The 15,143-nt window shown below is 52.6% G+C and carries 17 protein-coding genes; 9 read left to right on the plus strand and 8 right to left on the minus strand.

What is annotated here, in order from left to right:
• Positions 1-8 precede the first annotated feature (8 nt).
• Genes csgF through csgD form a run of 3 tightly spaced genes read right to left on the minus strand, consistent with a single transcriptional unit; the run spans position 9 to position 1,496 of the window.
• Complete coding sequence (gene csgF, locus FZF21_RS08145) at positions 9-425, minus strand: curli production assembly/transport protein CsgF (RefSeq protein ID WP_003858054.1); 417 nt, start codon at positions 423-425, stop codon at positions 9-11.
• 26 nt (positions 426-451) lie between these two features.
• Positions 452-841 (minus strand): curli production assembly/transport protein CsgE, encoded by a 390-nt coding sequence (csgE, locus tag FZF21_RS08150; protein WP_032619945.1) that lies wholly within the window; start codon positions 839-841, stop codon positions 452-454.
• A gap of 4 nt (positions 842-845) precedes the next feature.
• Positions 846-1,496, minus strand: a complete 651-nt coding sequence (gene csgD / locus FZF21_RS08155) for a biofilm master transcriptional regulator CsgD (RefSeq protein WP_017384754.1) — start codon at positions 1,494-1,496, stop codon at positions 846-848.
• A 743-nt stretch (positions 1,497-2,239) separates the two neighbouring features.
• Between csgD and csgB the strand changes: the two genes are divergently transcribed.
• The 5 genes from csgB to ymdB all read left to right on the plus strand — a co-directional run bounded on the left by csgB (position 2,240) and on the right by ymdB (position 4,670).
• Positions 2,240-2,695, plus strand: a complete 456-nt coding sequence (gene csgB / locus FZF21_RS08160) for a curli minor subunit CsgB (protein ID WP_017384753.1) — start codon at positions 2,240-2,242, stop codon at positions 2,693-2,695.
• Between the two features lie 39 nt (positions 2,696-2,734).
• On the plus strand, positions 2,735-3,190 hold the full coding sequence (gene csgA / locus FZF21_RS08165) for a curli major subunit CsgA (protein WP_003858043.1): 456 nt from the start codon (positions 2,735-2,737) through the stop codon (positions 3,188-3,190).
• A gap of 56 nt (positions 3,191-3,246) precedes the next feature.
• On the plus strand, positions 3,247-3,579 hold the full coding sequence (gene csgC / locus FZF21_RS08170) for a curli assembly chaperone CsgC (RefSeq protein WP_017384752.1): 333 nt from the start codon (positions 3,247-3,249) through the stop codon (positions 3,577-3,579).
• A gap of 153 nt (positions 3,580-3,732) precedes the next feature.
• Positions 3,733-4,053: a type 1 fimbrial protein gene (locus FZF21_RS08175; RefSeq protein ID WP_017384751.1), complete on the plus strand. Its 321-nt coding sequence runs from the start codon at positions 3,733-3,735 to the stop codon at positions 4,051-4,053.
• 80 nt (positions 4,054-4,133) lie between these two features.
• Positions 4,134-4,670, plus strand: a complete 537-nt coding sequence (gene ymdB, locus FZF21_RS08180) for an O-acetyl-ADP-ribose deacetylase (RefSeq protein ID WP_015570849.1) — start codon at positions 4,134-4,136, stop codon at positions 4,668-4,670.
• A 41-nt stretch (positions 4,671-4,711) separates the two neighbouring features.
• On the opposite strand, the gene mdoC is transcribed toward ymdB, so the two are convergent.
• Positions 4,712-5,851: a glucans biosynthesis protein MdoC gene (mdoC, locus tag FZF21_RS08185; RefSeq protein ID WP_017384749.1), complete on the minus strand. Its 1,140-nt coding sequence runs from the start codon at positions 5,849-5,851 to the stop codon at positions 4,712-4,714.
• Positions 5,852-6,106: 255 nt separating this feature from the next.
• Between mdoC and mdoG the strand changes: the two genes are divergently transcribed.
• From mdoG to FZF21_RS08200, 3 genes are all read left to right on the plus strand, one after another.
• Positions 6,107-7,660 carry a glucans biosynthesis protein MdoG gene (mdoG, locus tag FZF21_RS08190; RefSeq protein WP_015570847.1) on the plus strand — a complete coding sequence of 518 codons (1,554 nt, stop codon included), beginning with the start codon at positions 6,107-6,109 and terminating at the stop codon, positions 7,658-7,660.
• Entirely contained in the window at positions 7,653-10,181 is a 2,529-nt protein-coding gene (gene mdoH, locus FZF21_RS08195) for a glucans biosynthesis glucosyltransferase MdoH (protein ID WP_015570846.1), read from the plus strand. The genes mdoG and mdoH overlap by 8 nt, the downstream gene beginning before the upstream one ends.
• 84 nt (positions 10,182-10,265) lie before the next feature.
• On the plus strand, positions 10,266-10,493 hold the full coding sequence (locus FZF21_RS08200; protein ID WP_003858030.1) for a YceK/YidQ family lipoprotein: 228 nt from the start codon (positions 10,266-10,268) through the stop codon (positions 10,491-10,493).
• A 7-nt stretch (positions 10,494-10,500) separates the two neighbouring features.
• Here the strand turns inward: FZF21_RS08200 and FZF21_RS08205 are convergent, their stop codons facing one another.
• The 3 genes from FZF21_RS08205 to FZF21_RS08215 form a co-directional block, all read right to left on the minus strand.
• Positions 10,501-10,875 (minus strand): MysB family protein, encoded by a 375-nt coding sequence (locus FZF21_RS08205; protein ID WP_003858026.1) that lies wholly within the window; start codon positions 10,873-10,875, stop codon positions 10,501-10,503.
• 79 nt (positions 10,876-10,954) lie between these two features.
• The gene (gene mdtG / locus FZF21_RS08210; protein WP_017384746.1) at positions 10,955-12,190 is read right to left on the minus strand and encodes a multidrug efflux MFS transporter MdtG; all 1,236 of its coding nucleotides are present in this window, start codon (positions 12,188-12,190) and stop codon (positions 10,955-10,957) included.
• Positions 12,191-12,331: 141 nt separating this feature from the next.
• Entirely contained in the window at positions 12,332-13,258 is a 927-nt protein-coding gene (locus tag FZF21_RS08215) for a Kdo(2)-lipid IV(A) acyltransferase (protein ID WP_003858019.1), read from the minus strand.
• A gap of 218 nt (positions 13,259-13,476) precedes the next feature.
• Between FZF21_RS08215 and FZF21_RS08220 the strand changes: the two genes are divergently transcribed.
• The gene (locus tag FZF21_RS08220; protein WP_015570841.1) at positions 13,477-14,526 is read left to right on the plus strand and encodes a rhodanese-related sulfurtransferase; all 1,050 of its coding nucleotides are present in this window, start codon (positions 13,477-13,479) and stop codon (positions 14,524-14,526) included.
• A gap of 38 nt (positions 14,527-14,564) precedes the next feature.
• Here the strand turns inward: FZF21_RS08220 and FZF21_RS08225 are convergent, their stop codons facing one another.
• Complete coding sequence (locus FZF21_RS08225) at positions 14,565-15,143, minus strand: YceI family protein (RefSeq protein ID WP_017384744.1); 579 nt, start codon at positions 15,141-15,143, stop codon at positions 14,565-14,567.

A 15,143-nucleotide genomic window follows, 5' to 3' on the forward strand; every position in this document is an offset into this window, starting at 1 on the left:
GGGGTTGTTTAGAAATCAGTTGAACTGGTCTGCAAACCGGAAACCTGGATTGTCGACGTTTTACCGGTTTTTCGGTCTGTCACATTTAGCTGAAGCTGCCCGTCTTTATTGGCAATATCGACGATAAAGTCGTTAGTGACCATCCGGCCGGGTTTTCCGGTATTAATGTTGGTTAATAAGCCACCTAATATTTGCGACTGGATGGCCTGAGTGAAATTATCCAGGGCCGACGGGGTCTCGATACCGAAATCATCGTCATAGCTGGGGTCTTTATAGGAGTTTTGAGCCTGAGCCTGGTTAAGCATAAAGGCTCCGTTATTCGGGTTGCCGCCAAAATTAGGGTTGCGGAACTGGAATGTCATATTTCCGGCCCAGCTCAACGGCGCAATGAGCATTAACGAAATCACTGTGTGTGCGAGACGCATTACAGCCTCCGAAATAGGTGTCGTTGCTAGAACTCATCTTTTGCTAAATCGCCTGTGCTCAAAAGGGCTTTGTTTAACTGTAGGCGGTTAATAGCTTCTTCTGTTTGTGCCAGCGCGAAAGCGACGTTCTGATCGAAGTCTCTTTTCGTTGGGAATAAAAAAGTCTGGTAAATAACGTCCTGATTAGCGGTTATTGTGATCCAGCTTCCCCACCGCGCACTGGGCCGTTCGTTGATGGTTAAGTTACCCGGATAATCGCTTTCCCACTTATCGCTGAAGGCACGATAAAAATCGTGTCCGACAGAGGTGACGGTGTGGTCGGTCAACAGTCCGGGAACTTCCACCTCAACAGCCTGAAGGTTTCCGGCAGCAAGCATAATGCCTGCTGCGGCAATCCAACTTAGGGTGCGTTTCATGCTATTAACGCCTGAGGTTATCGTTTGCCCACGACACCGCCTGCGTGCGATTTTTAACAGCTATCTTTTTGAAAAGATTATAAAGATGCGTCTTAACCGTATTTTCGCTGATAAATAACGAACGGGCGATTTCAATATTTGAAGCACCAATACGCAGTTTGTTCAGGATCTCTTTCTCACGGTGCGTCAAAAGTGCAGATTCTGAACTGTTATAGCGATAATTTCCGGAGTGGGTAATGAGGTAGCTGGCCAGTTTTTGCGAGAAATAACACTCCCCCCGCAATATGCCCTGCAAACCCTCCACGACACGGTTTTCTTCTTCAGTGACGTAAAACACGCCGTTAATATGCGGCCAGCTCTCAATATCGCGGAAAGGATACTCATCAGGCGTATTTAATAACAATACGCGGATATTATTGTTTTTCCTGCTTAAATTATCCTGCCAGTAATGGACCAGTTTTTTATCCGCTTCCATCATATCGAGAAGAATGATGCTGCCAGGAGCGATATCATCAAAAGAACGTTGAATATTATGCAGTTTCCCGTTAAGCGAGAGGCATTGTTTTAAATGCTGCAATAACGCTGTCGCTTGTAGGGAAGGTTTTGTGATCAACAATAATGTATGACCGGGTAAGCTATGGACTTCATTAAACATGATGAAACCCCACGTTATTTATGACACCCGGCAGCTGCCCTCGTATTATTGAAAAAGGCACCAGAAGTACTGACAGGTGTGGCACTGCTGTGTGTAGTTAAAAAACCTTCCTCCAAAGGAGGCGGTAAAATTAAAAACAAATAACGTACTGCTGTTTTCAATCTAGCTATTGCAAACTTTAAAGCAAGTGTTAATCATGTAACAGAATGTAAAATTCGATATTAAGTTGTGTATTTTGCAGGGTAAATAGATTTTAAGATAAGGGGAAAGTTGTACAGGTGTATAAACGTGCATAGATTTTGAAAGTCATACAATATATTATAAAGAATTGAATTATTGAGCTTTTAATTATTGTAAGCCAGCCGGTAAAAAGTATGAACTCAGCTAAAAAGTTAAGACTTCTCTAAGCTGGAAATTTTTCTTAAGAAAACTTGCTTCGTGTCACGCACCGGGCAAAAGACATTGCCATGTTTGTCTGTAGAAGCCGGTACAGGTTGGACAGCCTGTCTCGCTGTTGTCCAGGCGCTCAGACAAGAATTTATTTCTGCATTAGTGGTGTGTCGCGTCGTTTCAGGCGAGATTTACGACTTTGAGGTGAATGAGCATATAAAAATAAGGCACACGGGTGAGATATTAAATATGTTTCGGCAGACATACTCTTTTCCGTAACGCGGCGTTAACAAAACGAATCGCGTTAACGGGTAAAGACATACCTATTTTATAGCCAGGTCCAGGGTGACAGCATGAAAAACAAAATGTTGTTTATGATGTTTACATTACTGGGTGCGCCTGGGTTTGTAATCGCAGGTGATTCAGATTTAGCCAGTTCTGAATATAATTTTGCGATAAATGAATTAAGTAAAGCTTCATACAATCAGGCAGCCATTATTGGTCAACAGGGCTCAGGTAATAATGCTGATGTACGCCAGGGCGGTTCTAAATTGCTGTCCATTATTTCCCAGGAGGGCGGGAATAACCGCGCGCATGTTGATCAGTCAGGGACGTATAACCTTGCTTATATCGATCAGACCGGTAACGGCAACGATGCGAGTATTAAGCAGGGCGCTTTTGGCAACACCGCCATGATTATCCAGAAAGGCTCGGGTAACAGGGCGAATATAACGCAGTATGGTACGCAGAAAACAGCAGTTGTAGTACAGAGACAGTCGCAAATGGCTATTCGCGTTATTCAACGCTAGCGATGTGTGACGCCTTAATCAATCCGATGGGGGTTTACCATGAAACTTTTCAAAGTGGCAGTTATTGCAGCAATCGTAGTTTCTGGCAGTGCTTTCGCAGGTGCGGTACCACAATTTGGCGGCGGCCACGGTGGTGGCTGGGGTGGCGGCAATAACGGCCCTGACTCAACCCTGAGCATTTACCAGTACGGCGGCGGTAACTCCGCGCTTGCTTTGCAGACGGACGCCCGAGATTCTGAATTGACCATTACCCAGCACGGTGGCGGTAACGGCGCAGATGTTGGTCAGGGCTCTGATGACAGTTCTATCGATCTGCTGCAAAAAGGCTTTGGTAACAGCGCCACCATCGACCAGTGGAATAGCAAAGACTCTGTTATCAACGTGAAACAGTTCGGCGGCGGCAACGGCGCGGCGGTAGACCAGACAGCGTCCGGCTCAACGGTGACTGTGCACCAGGTTGGCTTTGGCAACAACGCGACCGCACATCAGTACTGATTCAATTCTGTACCAAAAAACAGGGCATGTGCCCTGTTTTTTTTCGGGAGGATCTCATGAGCACCTTCATTCTCCTTGCTGCGCTTGCCAGCCAGATAACGTTCAGCACCTCACAGCAGGCAAATATGACAACCATTATTCCTCAGGTCACGCTGGCAGACGCCTGCGAATGTCAGGTTGAGGTGTTATCTGTCCGACAGGGGCAAGCGGGACAAAGTACATCGCGGCAGAAAAATACTCTTTTTATACCCGCTAATCAGCCGATTGATTTAACGCGAATCAGTTTAAATATTCGTTCAGGGGATGCGGTAAAAATAATCGTCACCGTTTCCGATGGAAAATCGCTTCATTTATCACAGCAGTGGAACGCACCGGTAAGTACGCTTTAATAATTCATGAAATCAATGATTTAATAAAGTGGCGGCGCTGCACAGGTAAGCTATGCTGATATCAAGAACCCAGTCATCGGGTTGCTTAAATTGATACGTCATAACGGAGCGTTTTTACCCCTCAAGGACGAATTTCATTGAGGAGTACAAATAATGTTCAAATCCGCAGCGTGTATTATTTCTGGTCTGGGACTGATCCTGTCCTCTTTTTTATCTCCGGCTTATTCAGCAACTATAGAAAATGGTGGGGTGATTCATTTTCGTGGCGCGGTGGTCGCTGACCCGTGCGAAGTCACGCCCCGGCATCAGCAGTTTGCGATCTCCTGTCCGGAAAATAACCGTATGAAAACGCATACCATCAGTTATGACGAGGCGCTCCGGGGCCATCATCCTCATTCAGCTCTGGCCGCTGTCAGCATGAAATACCTGAATGAACAGAAAACGCTTGCGGTCGTTCAGGTCGATTACCGATAACCGACGTTTTTTTCACGGCAGTTTTTCTCCTTCTCCCTCTGCGATACACTGATGAAAAAGGCGGGTTGCAGAGGGTGTTTATGAGACCGCAAATCGACGTTATTCATGGCGATATCACGACGGTACACGTTGACGTGATCGTCAACGCAGCCAATTCCTCCCTGATGGGTGGGGGCGGGGTGGACGGTGCCATTCACCGGGCCGCAGGCCCTCAACTCCTTGAAGCATGCAAAACCGTGCGTCAGCAGCAGGGAGAGTGCCCGCCGGGGCATGCTGTTATTACGCTTGCAGGCGATCTCCCGGCCAAAGCGGTGATCCATACCGTTGGACCCGTCTGGCACGGTGGCGACCGCCATGAGGCTGAGATTCTGGAGCAGGCGTATCGGAACTGCCTGCGGCTTGCGGCGGATAACGGGTATAAGACCATGGCGTTCCCCGCCATTAGCACCGGCGTGTACGGTTATCCAAAGGAAGCGGCAGCTACAATCGCCGTGAATACCGTTTATCACTACCTTTCCCTCAAACCCATGCCGGAAAAAGTCATTTTTGTCTGTTTCGATGAGCACACCGCCGACCTGTATCAGCGGATTTTGACCGCGCGCAGCCAGGCATTTTGATGTCTGAAGTGCAAAAACGGCGCCCTGGAGGCGCCGTTTTGTTATCCCGCTTTAACCTGAGGTTTGCCTGAGAACAGGAAACGCAAAAGCGGGATCCGCAGATGGATTTCATACAACACGATGGCAATGCCAACCACAAAGACCAGGCCGGTGAAGAAGCCCAGCGCATTCGAGGCGATATGCGGCGTTATGTACGCCCCGAAAAACAGCGTCAGCGGATGGTGAACCAGGTAGATAAACAGCGAAGCATTAACGAAATAGGTGACGCGACTGGATTTAAAATTCAGCAGACGATGGCCAAGGGCGAACACCACGTTAACCATCCACAGGCCCATCAGCATCGTTATCACGCTCTCTGTCTCATACATCCACGCGTCCCCGCTGCCATAGCGCTGATTGAGAAGATAGGCGGCAAAGGCCAGCGCAGCACCCACCGCACACCAGGGGGAGGGGGTGGTAAACAGCGCTTTAAGCCGAGGATGAATAAATGCCAGCGCCCCAATCAGGAAGAAGGGAATGTAAAACAGGGTCTGCATCACCACGAAATTAAACAGCCCATCGCTCAGAATGGGAGGGTAGACAATGAGCAGGGTACGCCTGACGGCGGCATACGCGACCCCCAGCGCAAGAAACAGCAGAGACAGCTTGCCCAGGGTGATGTTGGCGAAGAAGGTCGAGGATGCGGTGCTCGCACGCTGGCGCAGCTGGCTGAAGATCAACAAACTCACCGTGGTTAGCACCACCAGTACCAGCAGGAACCAGAGGTGGGAAATCAGCTCCCAGACCAGGGTGTTGTATTTCTCATAGAAGGAGAGATTCGGCCAGTTTTCCGCCTTGCCTTTAACATGCTGCAACATGATGAACTGCGGCAGCGTCAGCAGCGGAATGGCCGTCAACATCGGTATGCCCACGCGCTCCACGCGCACTTTCCACCATCGTTTGAGGGGATAGCGCAAGAAGAGCATGTAAGAGAAATAACCGGAAATGACAAAAAACACCTGCATGCGGAAGGCATGGATAAAATCATTAAACAGCGTCAGCCACCAGGAGGGCATCTGGCTGTTCACGTGCCAGGTGTGGCTGGAATAGATCAGTGAAATATGAAAAGGGATCCCCAATAGCATGAGCCATGCGCGGATCGAGTCGAGGAAATATTCACGTTGTACAGGGGTTGTGCTCATATAACTTTGCGCATTCTCAGACTTTTCGCCTTATCCCTAAGGCTCATAATGGTTACATTCGGAGCCAACCCTACACCAAGACCGACACCCTGTCTCCAGGATAAGCACGCAAAGTGAAAAGCGGGTTCTTTCATTTGCTTAATCCATGAGCCAGCGAGCTGAACAAAGCAGTGATAATGTTGTCGGATTGCCTGAGTTTCCATTAAAATGGATCGGATCGATATAAGCACACAAAGGGGGAAGTGCTTACTTATTATGAAACATAAACCACAAATGATGAAAATGCGTTGGTTGGGTGTAGCAGTGCTGTTGTCACTGTATACCTCATCTGCACTGGCCTTTAACATCGATGATGTCGCAAAACAGGCTAAATCGATGGCGGGCAAGAGCTACGAAGCGCCAAAAAGTAACCTGCCCTCCGTTTTCCGCGACATGAAATACGCGGACTATCAGCAGATCCAGTTCAATCACGATAAAGCGTACTGGAACAATATTAAAACCCCGTTCAAGCTTGAATTTTACCACCAGGGTATGTACTTCGACACGCCGGTTGCCATCAACGAAGTGACGGCGACCGCGGTACGCAAAATCAAGTACAGCCCGGATTATTTCAATTTTGGCGATGTGCAACACGATAAAGACACGGTAAAAGACCTCGGCTTCGCAGGCTTCAAGGTGCTTTATCCGATTAACAGCAAAGATAAAAACGACGAAATCGTCAGCATGCTTGGCGCCAGCTACTTCCGCGTGATTGGCGCGGGGCAGGTGTACGGGCTTTCTGCGCGCGGTCTGGCAATTGATACCGCGCTGCCATCAGGTGAAGAATTTCCACGTTTTCGCGAGTTCTGGATCGAACGTCCAAAACCAACCGACAAACGTCTGACAATTTATGCGCTGCTGGACTCCCCTCGTGCGACAGGCGCTTATCGCTTCGTGATCATGCCAGGGCGTGACACGGTGGTTGACGTACAGTCTAAAGTTTACCTGCGCGATAAAGTGGGCAAACTGGGCGTCGCGCCGCTGACCAGCATGTTCCTGTTCGGGCCGAACCAGCCCTCTCCGGCGACCAACTTCCGTCCTGAACTGCATGATTCCAATGGCCTTTCCATTCATGCGGGTAACGGCGAGTGGATCTGGCGTCCGCTGAACAACCCGAAACACCTCGCCGTCAGCAGCTTTGCGATGGAAAACCCGCAGGGCTTTGGTCTGCTGCAACGTGGCCGTCAGTTCTCCCGCTTTGAAGATCTGGATGACCGCTACGATCTCCGTCCAAGCGCCTGGGTTACGCCGAAAGGCGACTGGGGTAAAGGCAAGGTTGAGCTGGTTGAAATTCCAACTAACGATGAAACCAACGATAACATTGTGGCGTACTGGACACCGGATCAGCTGCCGGAAGCCGGTAAAGAGATGAACTTCAAGTATGCGATCACCTTCAGCCGTGACGAAGACAAGCTGCATGCGCCGGATAACGCGTATGTGATGCAGACGCGTCGTTCGACGGGTGACGTGAAGCAGTCCAATCTGATTCGTCAGCCGGATGGCACGCTGGCATTTATCGTGGACTTCACCGGGCAGGATATGAAAAAACTGGCCCCGGATACTGCCGTGACGGCACAGGCCAGCATTGGCGATAACGGTGAAATCGTTGAGAACGCCGTGCGTTACAACCCGGTCACCAAAGGGTGGCGTTTGACCCTGCGCGTGAAGGTGAAAGATCCGAAACAGACCACTGAAATGCGCGCCGCGCTGGTCAGTAACGATAAGCCGCTGAGTGAAACCTGGAGCTATCAGCTACCTGCCAATGAATAATACATCTGAATATATTGATGCCATGCCGCTGACGGACATTGAAAAAGCGGCACTCCCTGCGAGCGACATCCGCGCGGTTCACACCGCGCTGGATGGTGAACATCGTCACTTTTCCCGTGATGATGATACGCCGCTGGGGTCAGTGAAGGCACGTCTGGAGCAGGCATGGCCGGACTCGCTGGCAGAAGGGCAGCTAATCAAGGATGACGAAGGGCGTGACCAGCTACAGGCGATGCCGAAGGCCACGCGTTCCTCCATGTTCCCCGATCCGTGGCGCACCAACCCGGTGGGCCGCTTCTGGGATCGCCTGCGTGGGCGTGACGTGACGCCGCGCTATCTGTCACGTCTGACTAAAGAACAGCAGGCATCCGAGCAGAAATGGCGTACCGTGGGAACGATTCGTCGTTACATTCTGCTGCTGCTGACGCTGGCGCAGACGGTTGTCGCCACCTGGTACATGAAAACCATTCTGCCGTACCAGGGCTGGGCGTTGATTAACCCTGCTGACATGATTGGCCAGGATATCTGGGTCTCCTTCATGCAGCTGCTGCCGTATATTTTACAGAGCGGCATTCTTCTGCTGTTCGCGGTGCTGTTCTGTTGGGTCTCCGCCGGGTTCTGGACGGCGCTGATGGGCTTCCTGCAACTGCTGATGGGGCGTGACAAATACAGCATTTCCGCGTCGACGGTCGGGGATGAGCCCCTCAATCCTGAGCACCGTACCGCGCTGATCATGCCTATCTGTAACGAAGACGTTGACCGCGTATTCGCCGGGCTGCGTGCTACCTGGGAGTCTGTAAAGGCGACCGGTAACGCAGCGCATTTCGACGTCTATATCCTGAGCGACAGCTACAACCCGGATATCTGCGTGGCAGAGCAAAAAGCCTGGATGGAGCTGATTGCTGAAGTGCAGGGCGAAGGGCAGATCTTCTACCGCCGCCGTCGTCGTCGTGTGAAGCGTAAGAGCGGGAACATCGATGACTTCTGTCGTCGCTGGGGTAACCAGTACAGCTACATGGTGGTACTGGACGCGGACTCCGTGATGAGCGGCGACTGCCTGAGCGGGCTGGTCCGTCTGATGGAAGCCAACCCGAACGCGGGTATTATTCAGTCCTCGCCAAAAGCATCCGGTATGGACACGCTGTATGCGCGCTGCCAGCAGTTTGCGACCCGCGTTTACGGCCCGCTGTTTACCGCCGGTCTGCACTTCTGGCAGCTGGGTGAATCTCACTACTGGGGCCACAACGCCATTATCCGCGTGAAGCCATTCATCGAGCACTGTGCCCTGGCACCGCTGCCGGGTGAAGGGTCGTTTGCCGGGTCCATTCTGTCGCATGACTTTGTGGAAGCGGCGTTGATGCGCCGTGCAGGGTGGGGCGTCTGGATTGCTTACGATCTGCCTGGCTCGTATGAAGAGCTGCCGCCGAACCTGCTGGATGAACTCAAACGCGACCGCCGCTGGTGTCACGGTAACCTGATGAACTTCCGCCTGTTCCTGGTGAAAGGGATGCACCCTGTTCACCGTGCGGTGTTCCTGACGGGCGTTATGTCCTATCTGTCTGCGCCGCTGTGGTTTATGTTCCTGGCGCTCTCAACCGCGTTGCAGGTTGTGCATGCCCTGACGGAGCCGCAGTATTTCCTGCAACCGCGCCAGCTGTTCCCGGTGTGGCCGCAGTGGCGTCCGGAGCTTGCGATCGCGCTGTTCGCGTCGACCATGGTGCTGCTGTTCCTGCCTAAGCTGCTCAGTATCATTCTGATCTGGTGCAAAGGTTCGAAGGAGTACGGTGGTTTCTGCCGCGTGACCCTTTCACTGCTGCTGGAAGTGCTGTTCTCGGTCCTGCTGGCGCCGGTGCGTATGCTGTTCCATACGGTGTTTGTGGTGAGCGCGTTCCTGGGATGGGAAGTGGTGTGGAATTCACCGCAGCGTGACGATGACTCTACGCCGTGGAGTGAAGCCTTTATGCGCCACGGCTCTCAGCTGCTGCTGGGCCTGGTGTGGGCCGTTGGTATGGCCTGGCTGGATCTGCGTTTCCTGTTCTGGCTTGCGCCGATTGTGTTCTCGCTGATCCTGTCGCCGTTTGTATCGGTGATCTCCAGCCGTTCCACGGTGGGCCTGCGTACCAAACGCTGGAAGCTGTTCCTGATCCCGGAAGAGTATTCTCCGCCGCAGGTGCTGGTGGATACCGATACCTATCTGGAGCAGAACCGCAAACGCACGCTGGATGATGGCTTTATGCATGCCGTGTTTAACCCGTCATTCAACGCGCTGGCAACCGCGATGGCGACGGCGCGTCACCGCGCCAGCCAGGTGCTGGAGATCGCCCGCGATCGCCACGTTGAGCAGGCGCTGAACGAGACGCCAGAAAAGCTTAACCGCGACCGTCGTCTGGTGTTGTTGAGCGATCCGGTGACGATGGCACGGCTTCACTACCGCGTGTGGTCCGCGCCGGAGAGATACTCTTCGTGGGTGAACTACTACAAGGACGTGAAGCTCAATCCGCTGGCCCTGAAGGCGAAGTAAGTTGTTAAGTAGGGCGGGTAAGCGAAGCGCCACCCGCCAAATAAAATACCGGCTTAATCGCCGGTATTTTTTTAGAGGTCAGAAATGAAAGTAATCATTGTCGTCATGATGGCATGCCTGCTCAGCGGTTGCGGCAGCATCATCAGCCGCACCATCCCCGGGCAGGGCCACGGGAATCAGTACTACCCCGGCGTACAGTGGGATGTCCGTGATTCCGCATGGCGCTATCTCACCGTGCTCGATCTGCCGTTTTCGCTGATTTTCGACACGCTACTGCTGCCCATCGATGCCAGCCACGGCCCCTACGAGTAGCGGTGACTTATCGCTCGTCCCATTCGTCCGCTGCGGCCTGACCCTCTTCGGTATCCAGCGGCGGTTCGAGCTGAAACTCACCTTCGTCCCATTCGTGCAGCGTATTTTCTTCCAGCCACTCCTGACGTAACTCAATTTCGTCATAGTCGCCGTCGAATACCGCCTGTGCACCTTCACCACTGAGTATCGGCAGACATTCACCGTCTTCACCTTCATCAGCAAAGAATTCGGCCTGCCACATAATATCGCCGTCCTGTAGGACGTATTTTTGGATATTGAGTTGTTGCACGTCAGCATCTTCTTCCTCAATGCCGGGATTATCGGCGAGGAACTCTTCGCGAGCGGCATCAATTGCTTCTTCCAGCGTGGCGTACATGGTCATTGGTGTCTCCCTGTTTTTCGTGAAGGTATTCAGGGAAAGAATAGCTGATTATGTGATTTTGCAAGTATGAATGCGAAAATTAGCCGTCACGATGTTGTCTTATTCGCGCCGGGCGTAGCGCCCGGGATAAGCTGAGCCACGAATAAACGGCGTTGAACAGCACGACGCCTGCCGTCACGATAAAGACCGCCCGGAAACCGAAGCTGGCCGAAATCCCCGCGCCGACCAGCGGTCCGGTGACGTTACCCAGATCGCGAAACGACTGGTTATAGCTGAAAATACGACCGGCTATCTGGTTGGTGGAGTTATAGACCAGCAGCGTCTGTACAGCCGGGAGTAGCGCACCATCCGCAGCCCCCAGCAGGAAGCGCAGGACGCCGAGCTGCCACGGAGACTGCACCAACGCCATGGGGATCAGCAGCAGGACGGAGACGATCAGGGCGCAGATCAGGATCTTTTCCGGGCCGATACGGTCTCCCAGCTTGCCGAGCCTCGGCGCGCTCAGTAGCGCCGCCACGCCGGGAACAGAGGCGATTAGGCCGCTGATAAAGGCGATATTGCTGACGTTTCCCGCCAGGTCGCGTACGTAGAGCGTCAGTATAGGCGCGATTGAACCGGTGGCCACCTGGATAATCATGGTGGTTACAAACAGGCTCAGCACCAGCTTTGGGTTTTTCAGCGAGGCCAGCACATCCCGGGCGTGCAGCATCTCTTTTTTGGCCACGGGCGTGAAATTCTCGCGGATACAGATAAGCGTCACCAGGAAGCAGAGGAACAGCACGCTGGCGGTAATGAAGAATACCGGCCGCAGTCCGTAGTGGTCGGCCAGCAGCCCGCCCGCCAGTGGGCCCAGCAGTGCGCCGCTTACGCCGCCAGTGGATAGCGTGCCCAACGCCCAGCCGCTTTTCTGGCGCGGGATTTGGGTGGCGATCAGGGCGTTGGCGTTAGGGATAAATCCCCCGAGCAGGCCCAGAAGCGCGCGTAGTATCAGGAACTGCCAGACATTCTGCGCCACCCCCATCAGCAGCATAATGATCGCCATGCCGAGCGCGGAGCGCAGCAGCATAATTTTGCGGCCTTTGCGATCCGCCAGCCCACCCCAGAAAGGCGACGCAATGGCGGAGAACAGGAACGTAATGCTGAACACCAGGCCGGACCACATATTCAGGGCGCTATGTCCGGTGACGCCGAGCTGTTCAACGTAGAGGGGCAGGAAGGGCATCACCAGGCTAAAGGCGGCGCCAGTAAGAAAACAACCCAGCCACGCAACCGTCAGGTTACGTTTCCAGTTTATGGGAGCATCTGTGGGGGACATAACTATCCGCATAATGAGGTGCAGGGCACCGTGAACAGTGAGGTAATAAGCCTGCTAATTATGCGCCCGGGGTATGATTGCCGCAATGACGGGGAGCTTTTAAAGCTAAAACAACATGCGGCCCGGAAGGCCGCACGCAGGTTAATACCGGGAAGGGACGCCCTGAGGCCGGGTTTTAAAGCGGCGATGCAACCACATGTACTGCTCCGGCGCGAGCATAATGCATTTCTCGACAACGCCGTTCATCCAGCGGGCGGTGGTTTCTGCATCAATCAGCGGTGGCGCGAGTTCCGGCTCCAGCATGATGAGCTGATAGCCTGAACCGTCTGGTTTACGGCGCGGTACAAACGGCACGATAGCCGCTTTGGACATCCGCGCCAGCATCCAGGTCCCGGTGGTCGTCGCTGCATCTTCCACCGCAAAGAACGGGACAAACACGCTGGATTGCGGGCCATAGTCATGATCCGGGGCATACCAGACCACTTCACCTGATTTCAGGGCGCGGATCATCCCTTTCAGGTCTTTGCGATCGATCATGCTTTTATTGGAGCGCATGCGTCCGTTGGTCTGGATCAAATCGATCACCGGATTATCGTTAGGACGATAAACGCCAATACCCGGGGCCTGCATGCCGAACATGCGCGCGCCAATTTCGAGCGTCAGGAAATGAACGCCAATCAGCAGGACGCCAGTCTGGTTGGCCTGAAGAGTATGCACCGGCTCCATGCCGGTCCCGGCCACTTCCGTCCAGCGCGCCATGCGTTTATCCGACCAGAACCAGGCCATACCGGTCTCCATCAGCCCCATGCCGACAGATTCGAAGTTTTTAACCACCATGTCGTGGCGCTCAGATTCACTCATCTGAGGAAAACAAAGCTCAAGGTTACGATACGCGATCCTGGCGCGACGCTTCATAAACTGCTGAGCAATGCGGCCCAGTCCTTTACCCATGCGGAAAATGACGGGATAAGGCAGCTGTACAATTAGCCACAACAAGCCAATGCCTGACCATGTTAACCAATAGCGGGGATGCAAAAGCGCGGCAGTAAATTTCGGTAACTGGGTCATGTCTGTCCTGTGTTCTAACGTCCTGAAAGGATATTGTCTCATTTTTTAAGGCATAGCCAAAATGTCTGTCATCGAAACATGAAAGAATATGCAAATGTTAAGTCTGATTAATCAGGTTGACTGAAATGTAGCGTAAATTGTGTGGATGTAAATTGTCTTTGTTTGCTATATCATGCCGACCGATTTTTATTTCTCAACGATTGCAGGACTTGTACACCATGCCAGTGTTACACAACCGCGTTTCGAATGAGATGTTGAAAGCGCGTATGTTGGCCGAAACCGAACCGCGCACAACGATCTCTTTCTATAAGTATTTCACCATCGATGATCCCCAGGCGACCCGCGATGCGCTTTACCAGGCTTTCACCGCCCTGAACGTGTTTGGTCGCGTCTATCTGGCGCGTGAGGGGATTAACGCGCAGATCAGCGTGCCGGAAAGCAAGGTCAGCGCCTTCCGCGACCTCCTTTACGGGTTTGATCCGGCGCTTAACGGCTTACGCCTGAACATTGCGCTGGATGATGACGGTAAATCATTCTGGGTGCTGCGCATGAAGGTGCGCGAGCGTATTGTGGCGGATGGCATTGACGATCCGAGCTTCAATGCCGCTAATGTGGGGGAGTACCTGAAGGCCGCTGAAGTGAACGCGATGCTCGACGATCCGGATGCGGTGTTCATTGATATGCGTAACCACTACGAATATGAAGTGGGTCACTTCGAGAATGCGATGGAAATTCCTGCCGACACCTTCCGCGAGCAACTGCCAAAAGCCGTTGAGATGATGCAGGAGCATAAAGACAAAAAGATCGTAATGTACTGCACCGGGGGGATCCGCTGTGAAAAAGCCAGCGCCTGGATGAAGCACAACGGATTTAATAAAGTCTGGCACATTGAGGGTGGGATCATTGAGTATGCCCGTCGCGCCCGTGAGCAGGGTTTACCGGTGCGTTTTATCGGTAAGAACTTTGTGTTTGACGAGCGTATGGGCGAGCGAATTTCAGAGGACGTGATCGCGCACTGCCACCAGTGCGGTACGCCGTGCGATACGCATACCAACTGCAAAAACGACGGATGTCATCTGCTGTTTATTCAGTGCCCTGCATGTGCCGAGAAGTTTAATGGCTGCTGTAGCGAGCTGTGCAGTGAAGAGAGTATCTTGCCTGAAGAAGAGCAACGTCGTCGCCGTGCCGGACGCGAGAACGGGAATAAGATCTTTAATAAATCCCGGGGCCGACTGAATACCAAACTGGGTATTCCGGACCCGGAGTAAAACACTGCCCGGCGGCGCGAAAGCCTGCCGGGCCTGTTTTATGACTTCTGCTGAACGCCTTCCACCGAAATAATCAACTCAACATCCTGCGATGCCGGGCCTAAATCCGTGGTGATATTAAAATCTTTCAGATGAATTTTGCCTGCGGCTTCAAAGCCAGCACGTTTGCCACCCCACGGATCGTCGCCCTGTCCAATTAATTTGGCATCCAGTGTGACCGGTTTTGTTACGCCGTTCAGCGTCAGATTACCGGTAATAGCGAGCTTATCACCGTCTTTCTTCACCTCTGTCGACGCGAAAGTAGCTTGCGGGAATTTGCCCACGTTCAGAAATTCAGCGCTGCGCAGATGTTTATCACGCTCGGCGTGATTAGTGTCGACGCTGTTGGTATTAATGGTGACGTTCACTTTATCGGCAGCAGGGTTTTTCTCGTCGAAAGTAAATGTGCCATCGAAATCATTGAATGTGCCATATAACCAGCTGTAACCCAGATGCTGAATACGGAAATTGACAAAGGCATGCTGGCCCTCCTTATCAATTTTATAGTCAGCGGCAATGGCCGAACCGGTGGTAAATAGCAGCGAACCTAATGCGATACCCAACAGGCGTTTTTTCAT

Origin of the sequence: Enterobacter sp. LU1 (assembly GCF_008271405.2) — a bacterium.
Classification (GTDB): Bacteria; Pseudomonadota; Gammaproteobacteria; order Enterobacterales; family Enterobacteriaceae; genus Enterobacter; species Enterobacter hormaechei_C.

Coding starts and splice junctions, on each gene's coding strand:
- FZF21_RS08205 (WP_003858026.1), bottom strand. CDS start 10,875: ATGACCATGTACGCCACGCTGGAAGAAGCAATTGATGCCGCTCGCGAA.
- csgF (WP_003858054.1), bottom strand. CDS start 425: ATGCGTCTCGCACACACAGTGATTTCGTTAATGCTCATTGCGCCGTTG.
- ymdB (WP_015570849.1), top strand. CDS start 4,134: ATGAGACCGCAAATCGACGTTATTCATGGCGATATCACGACGGTACAC.
- csgC (WP_017384752.1), top strand. CDS start 3,247: ATGAGCACCTTCATTCTCCTTGCTGCGCTTGCCAGCCAGATAACGTTC.
- csgA (WP_003858043.1), top strand. CDS start 2,735: ATGAAACTTTTCAAAGTGGCAGTTATTGCAGCAATCGTAGTTTCTGGC.
- mdoG (WP_015570847.1), top strand. CDS start 6,107: ATGAAACATAAACCACAAATGATGAAAATGCGTTGGTTGGGTGTAGCA.
- FZF21_RS08215 (WP_003858019.1), bottom strand. CDS start 13,258: ATGACCCAGTTACCGAAATTTACTGCCGCGCTTTTGCATCCCCGCTAT.
- csgD (WP_017384754.1), bottom strand. CDS start 1,496: ATGTTTAATGAAGTCCATAGCTTACCCGGTCATACATTATTGTTGATC.
- mdoH (WP_015570846.1), top strand. CDS start 7,653: ATGAATAATACATCTGAATATATTGATGCCATGCCGCTGACGGACATT.
- csgE (WP_032619945.1), bottom strand. CDS start 841: ATGAAACGCACCCTAAGTTGGATTGCCGCAGCAGGCATTATGCTTGCT.
- FZF21_RS08225 (WP_017384744.1), bottom strand. CDS start 15,143: ATGAAAAAACGCCTGTTGGGTATCGCATTAGGTTCGCTGCTATTTACC.
- FZF21_RS08175 (WP_017384751.1), top strand. CDS start 3,733: ATGTTCAAATCCGCAGCGTGTATTATTTCTGGTCTGGGACTGATCCTG.
- csgB (WP_017384753.1), top strand. CDS start 2,240: ATGAAAAACAAAATGTTGTTTATGATGTTTACATTACTGGGTGCGCCT.
- mdoC (WP_017384749.1), bottom strand. CDS start 5,851: ATGAGCACAACCCCTGTACAACGTGAATATTTCCTCGACTCGATCCGC.
- FZF21_RS08220 (WP_015570841.1), top strand. CDS start 13,477: ATGCCAGTGTTACACAACCGCGTTTCGAATGAGATGTTGAAAGCGCGT.
- mdtG (WP_017384746.1), bottom strand. CDS start 12,190: ATGTCCCCCACAGATGCTCCCATAAACTGGAAACGTAACCTGACGGTT.
- FZF21_RS08200 (WP_003858030.1), top strand. CDS start 10,266: ATGAAAGTAATCATTGTCGTCATGATGGCATGCCTGCTCAGCGGTTGC.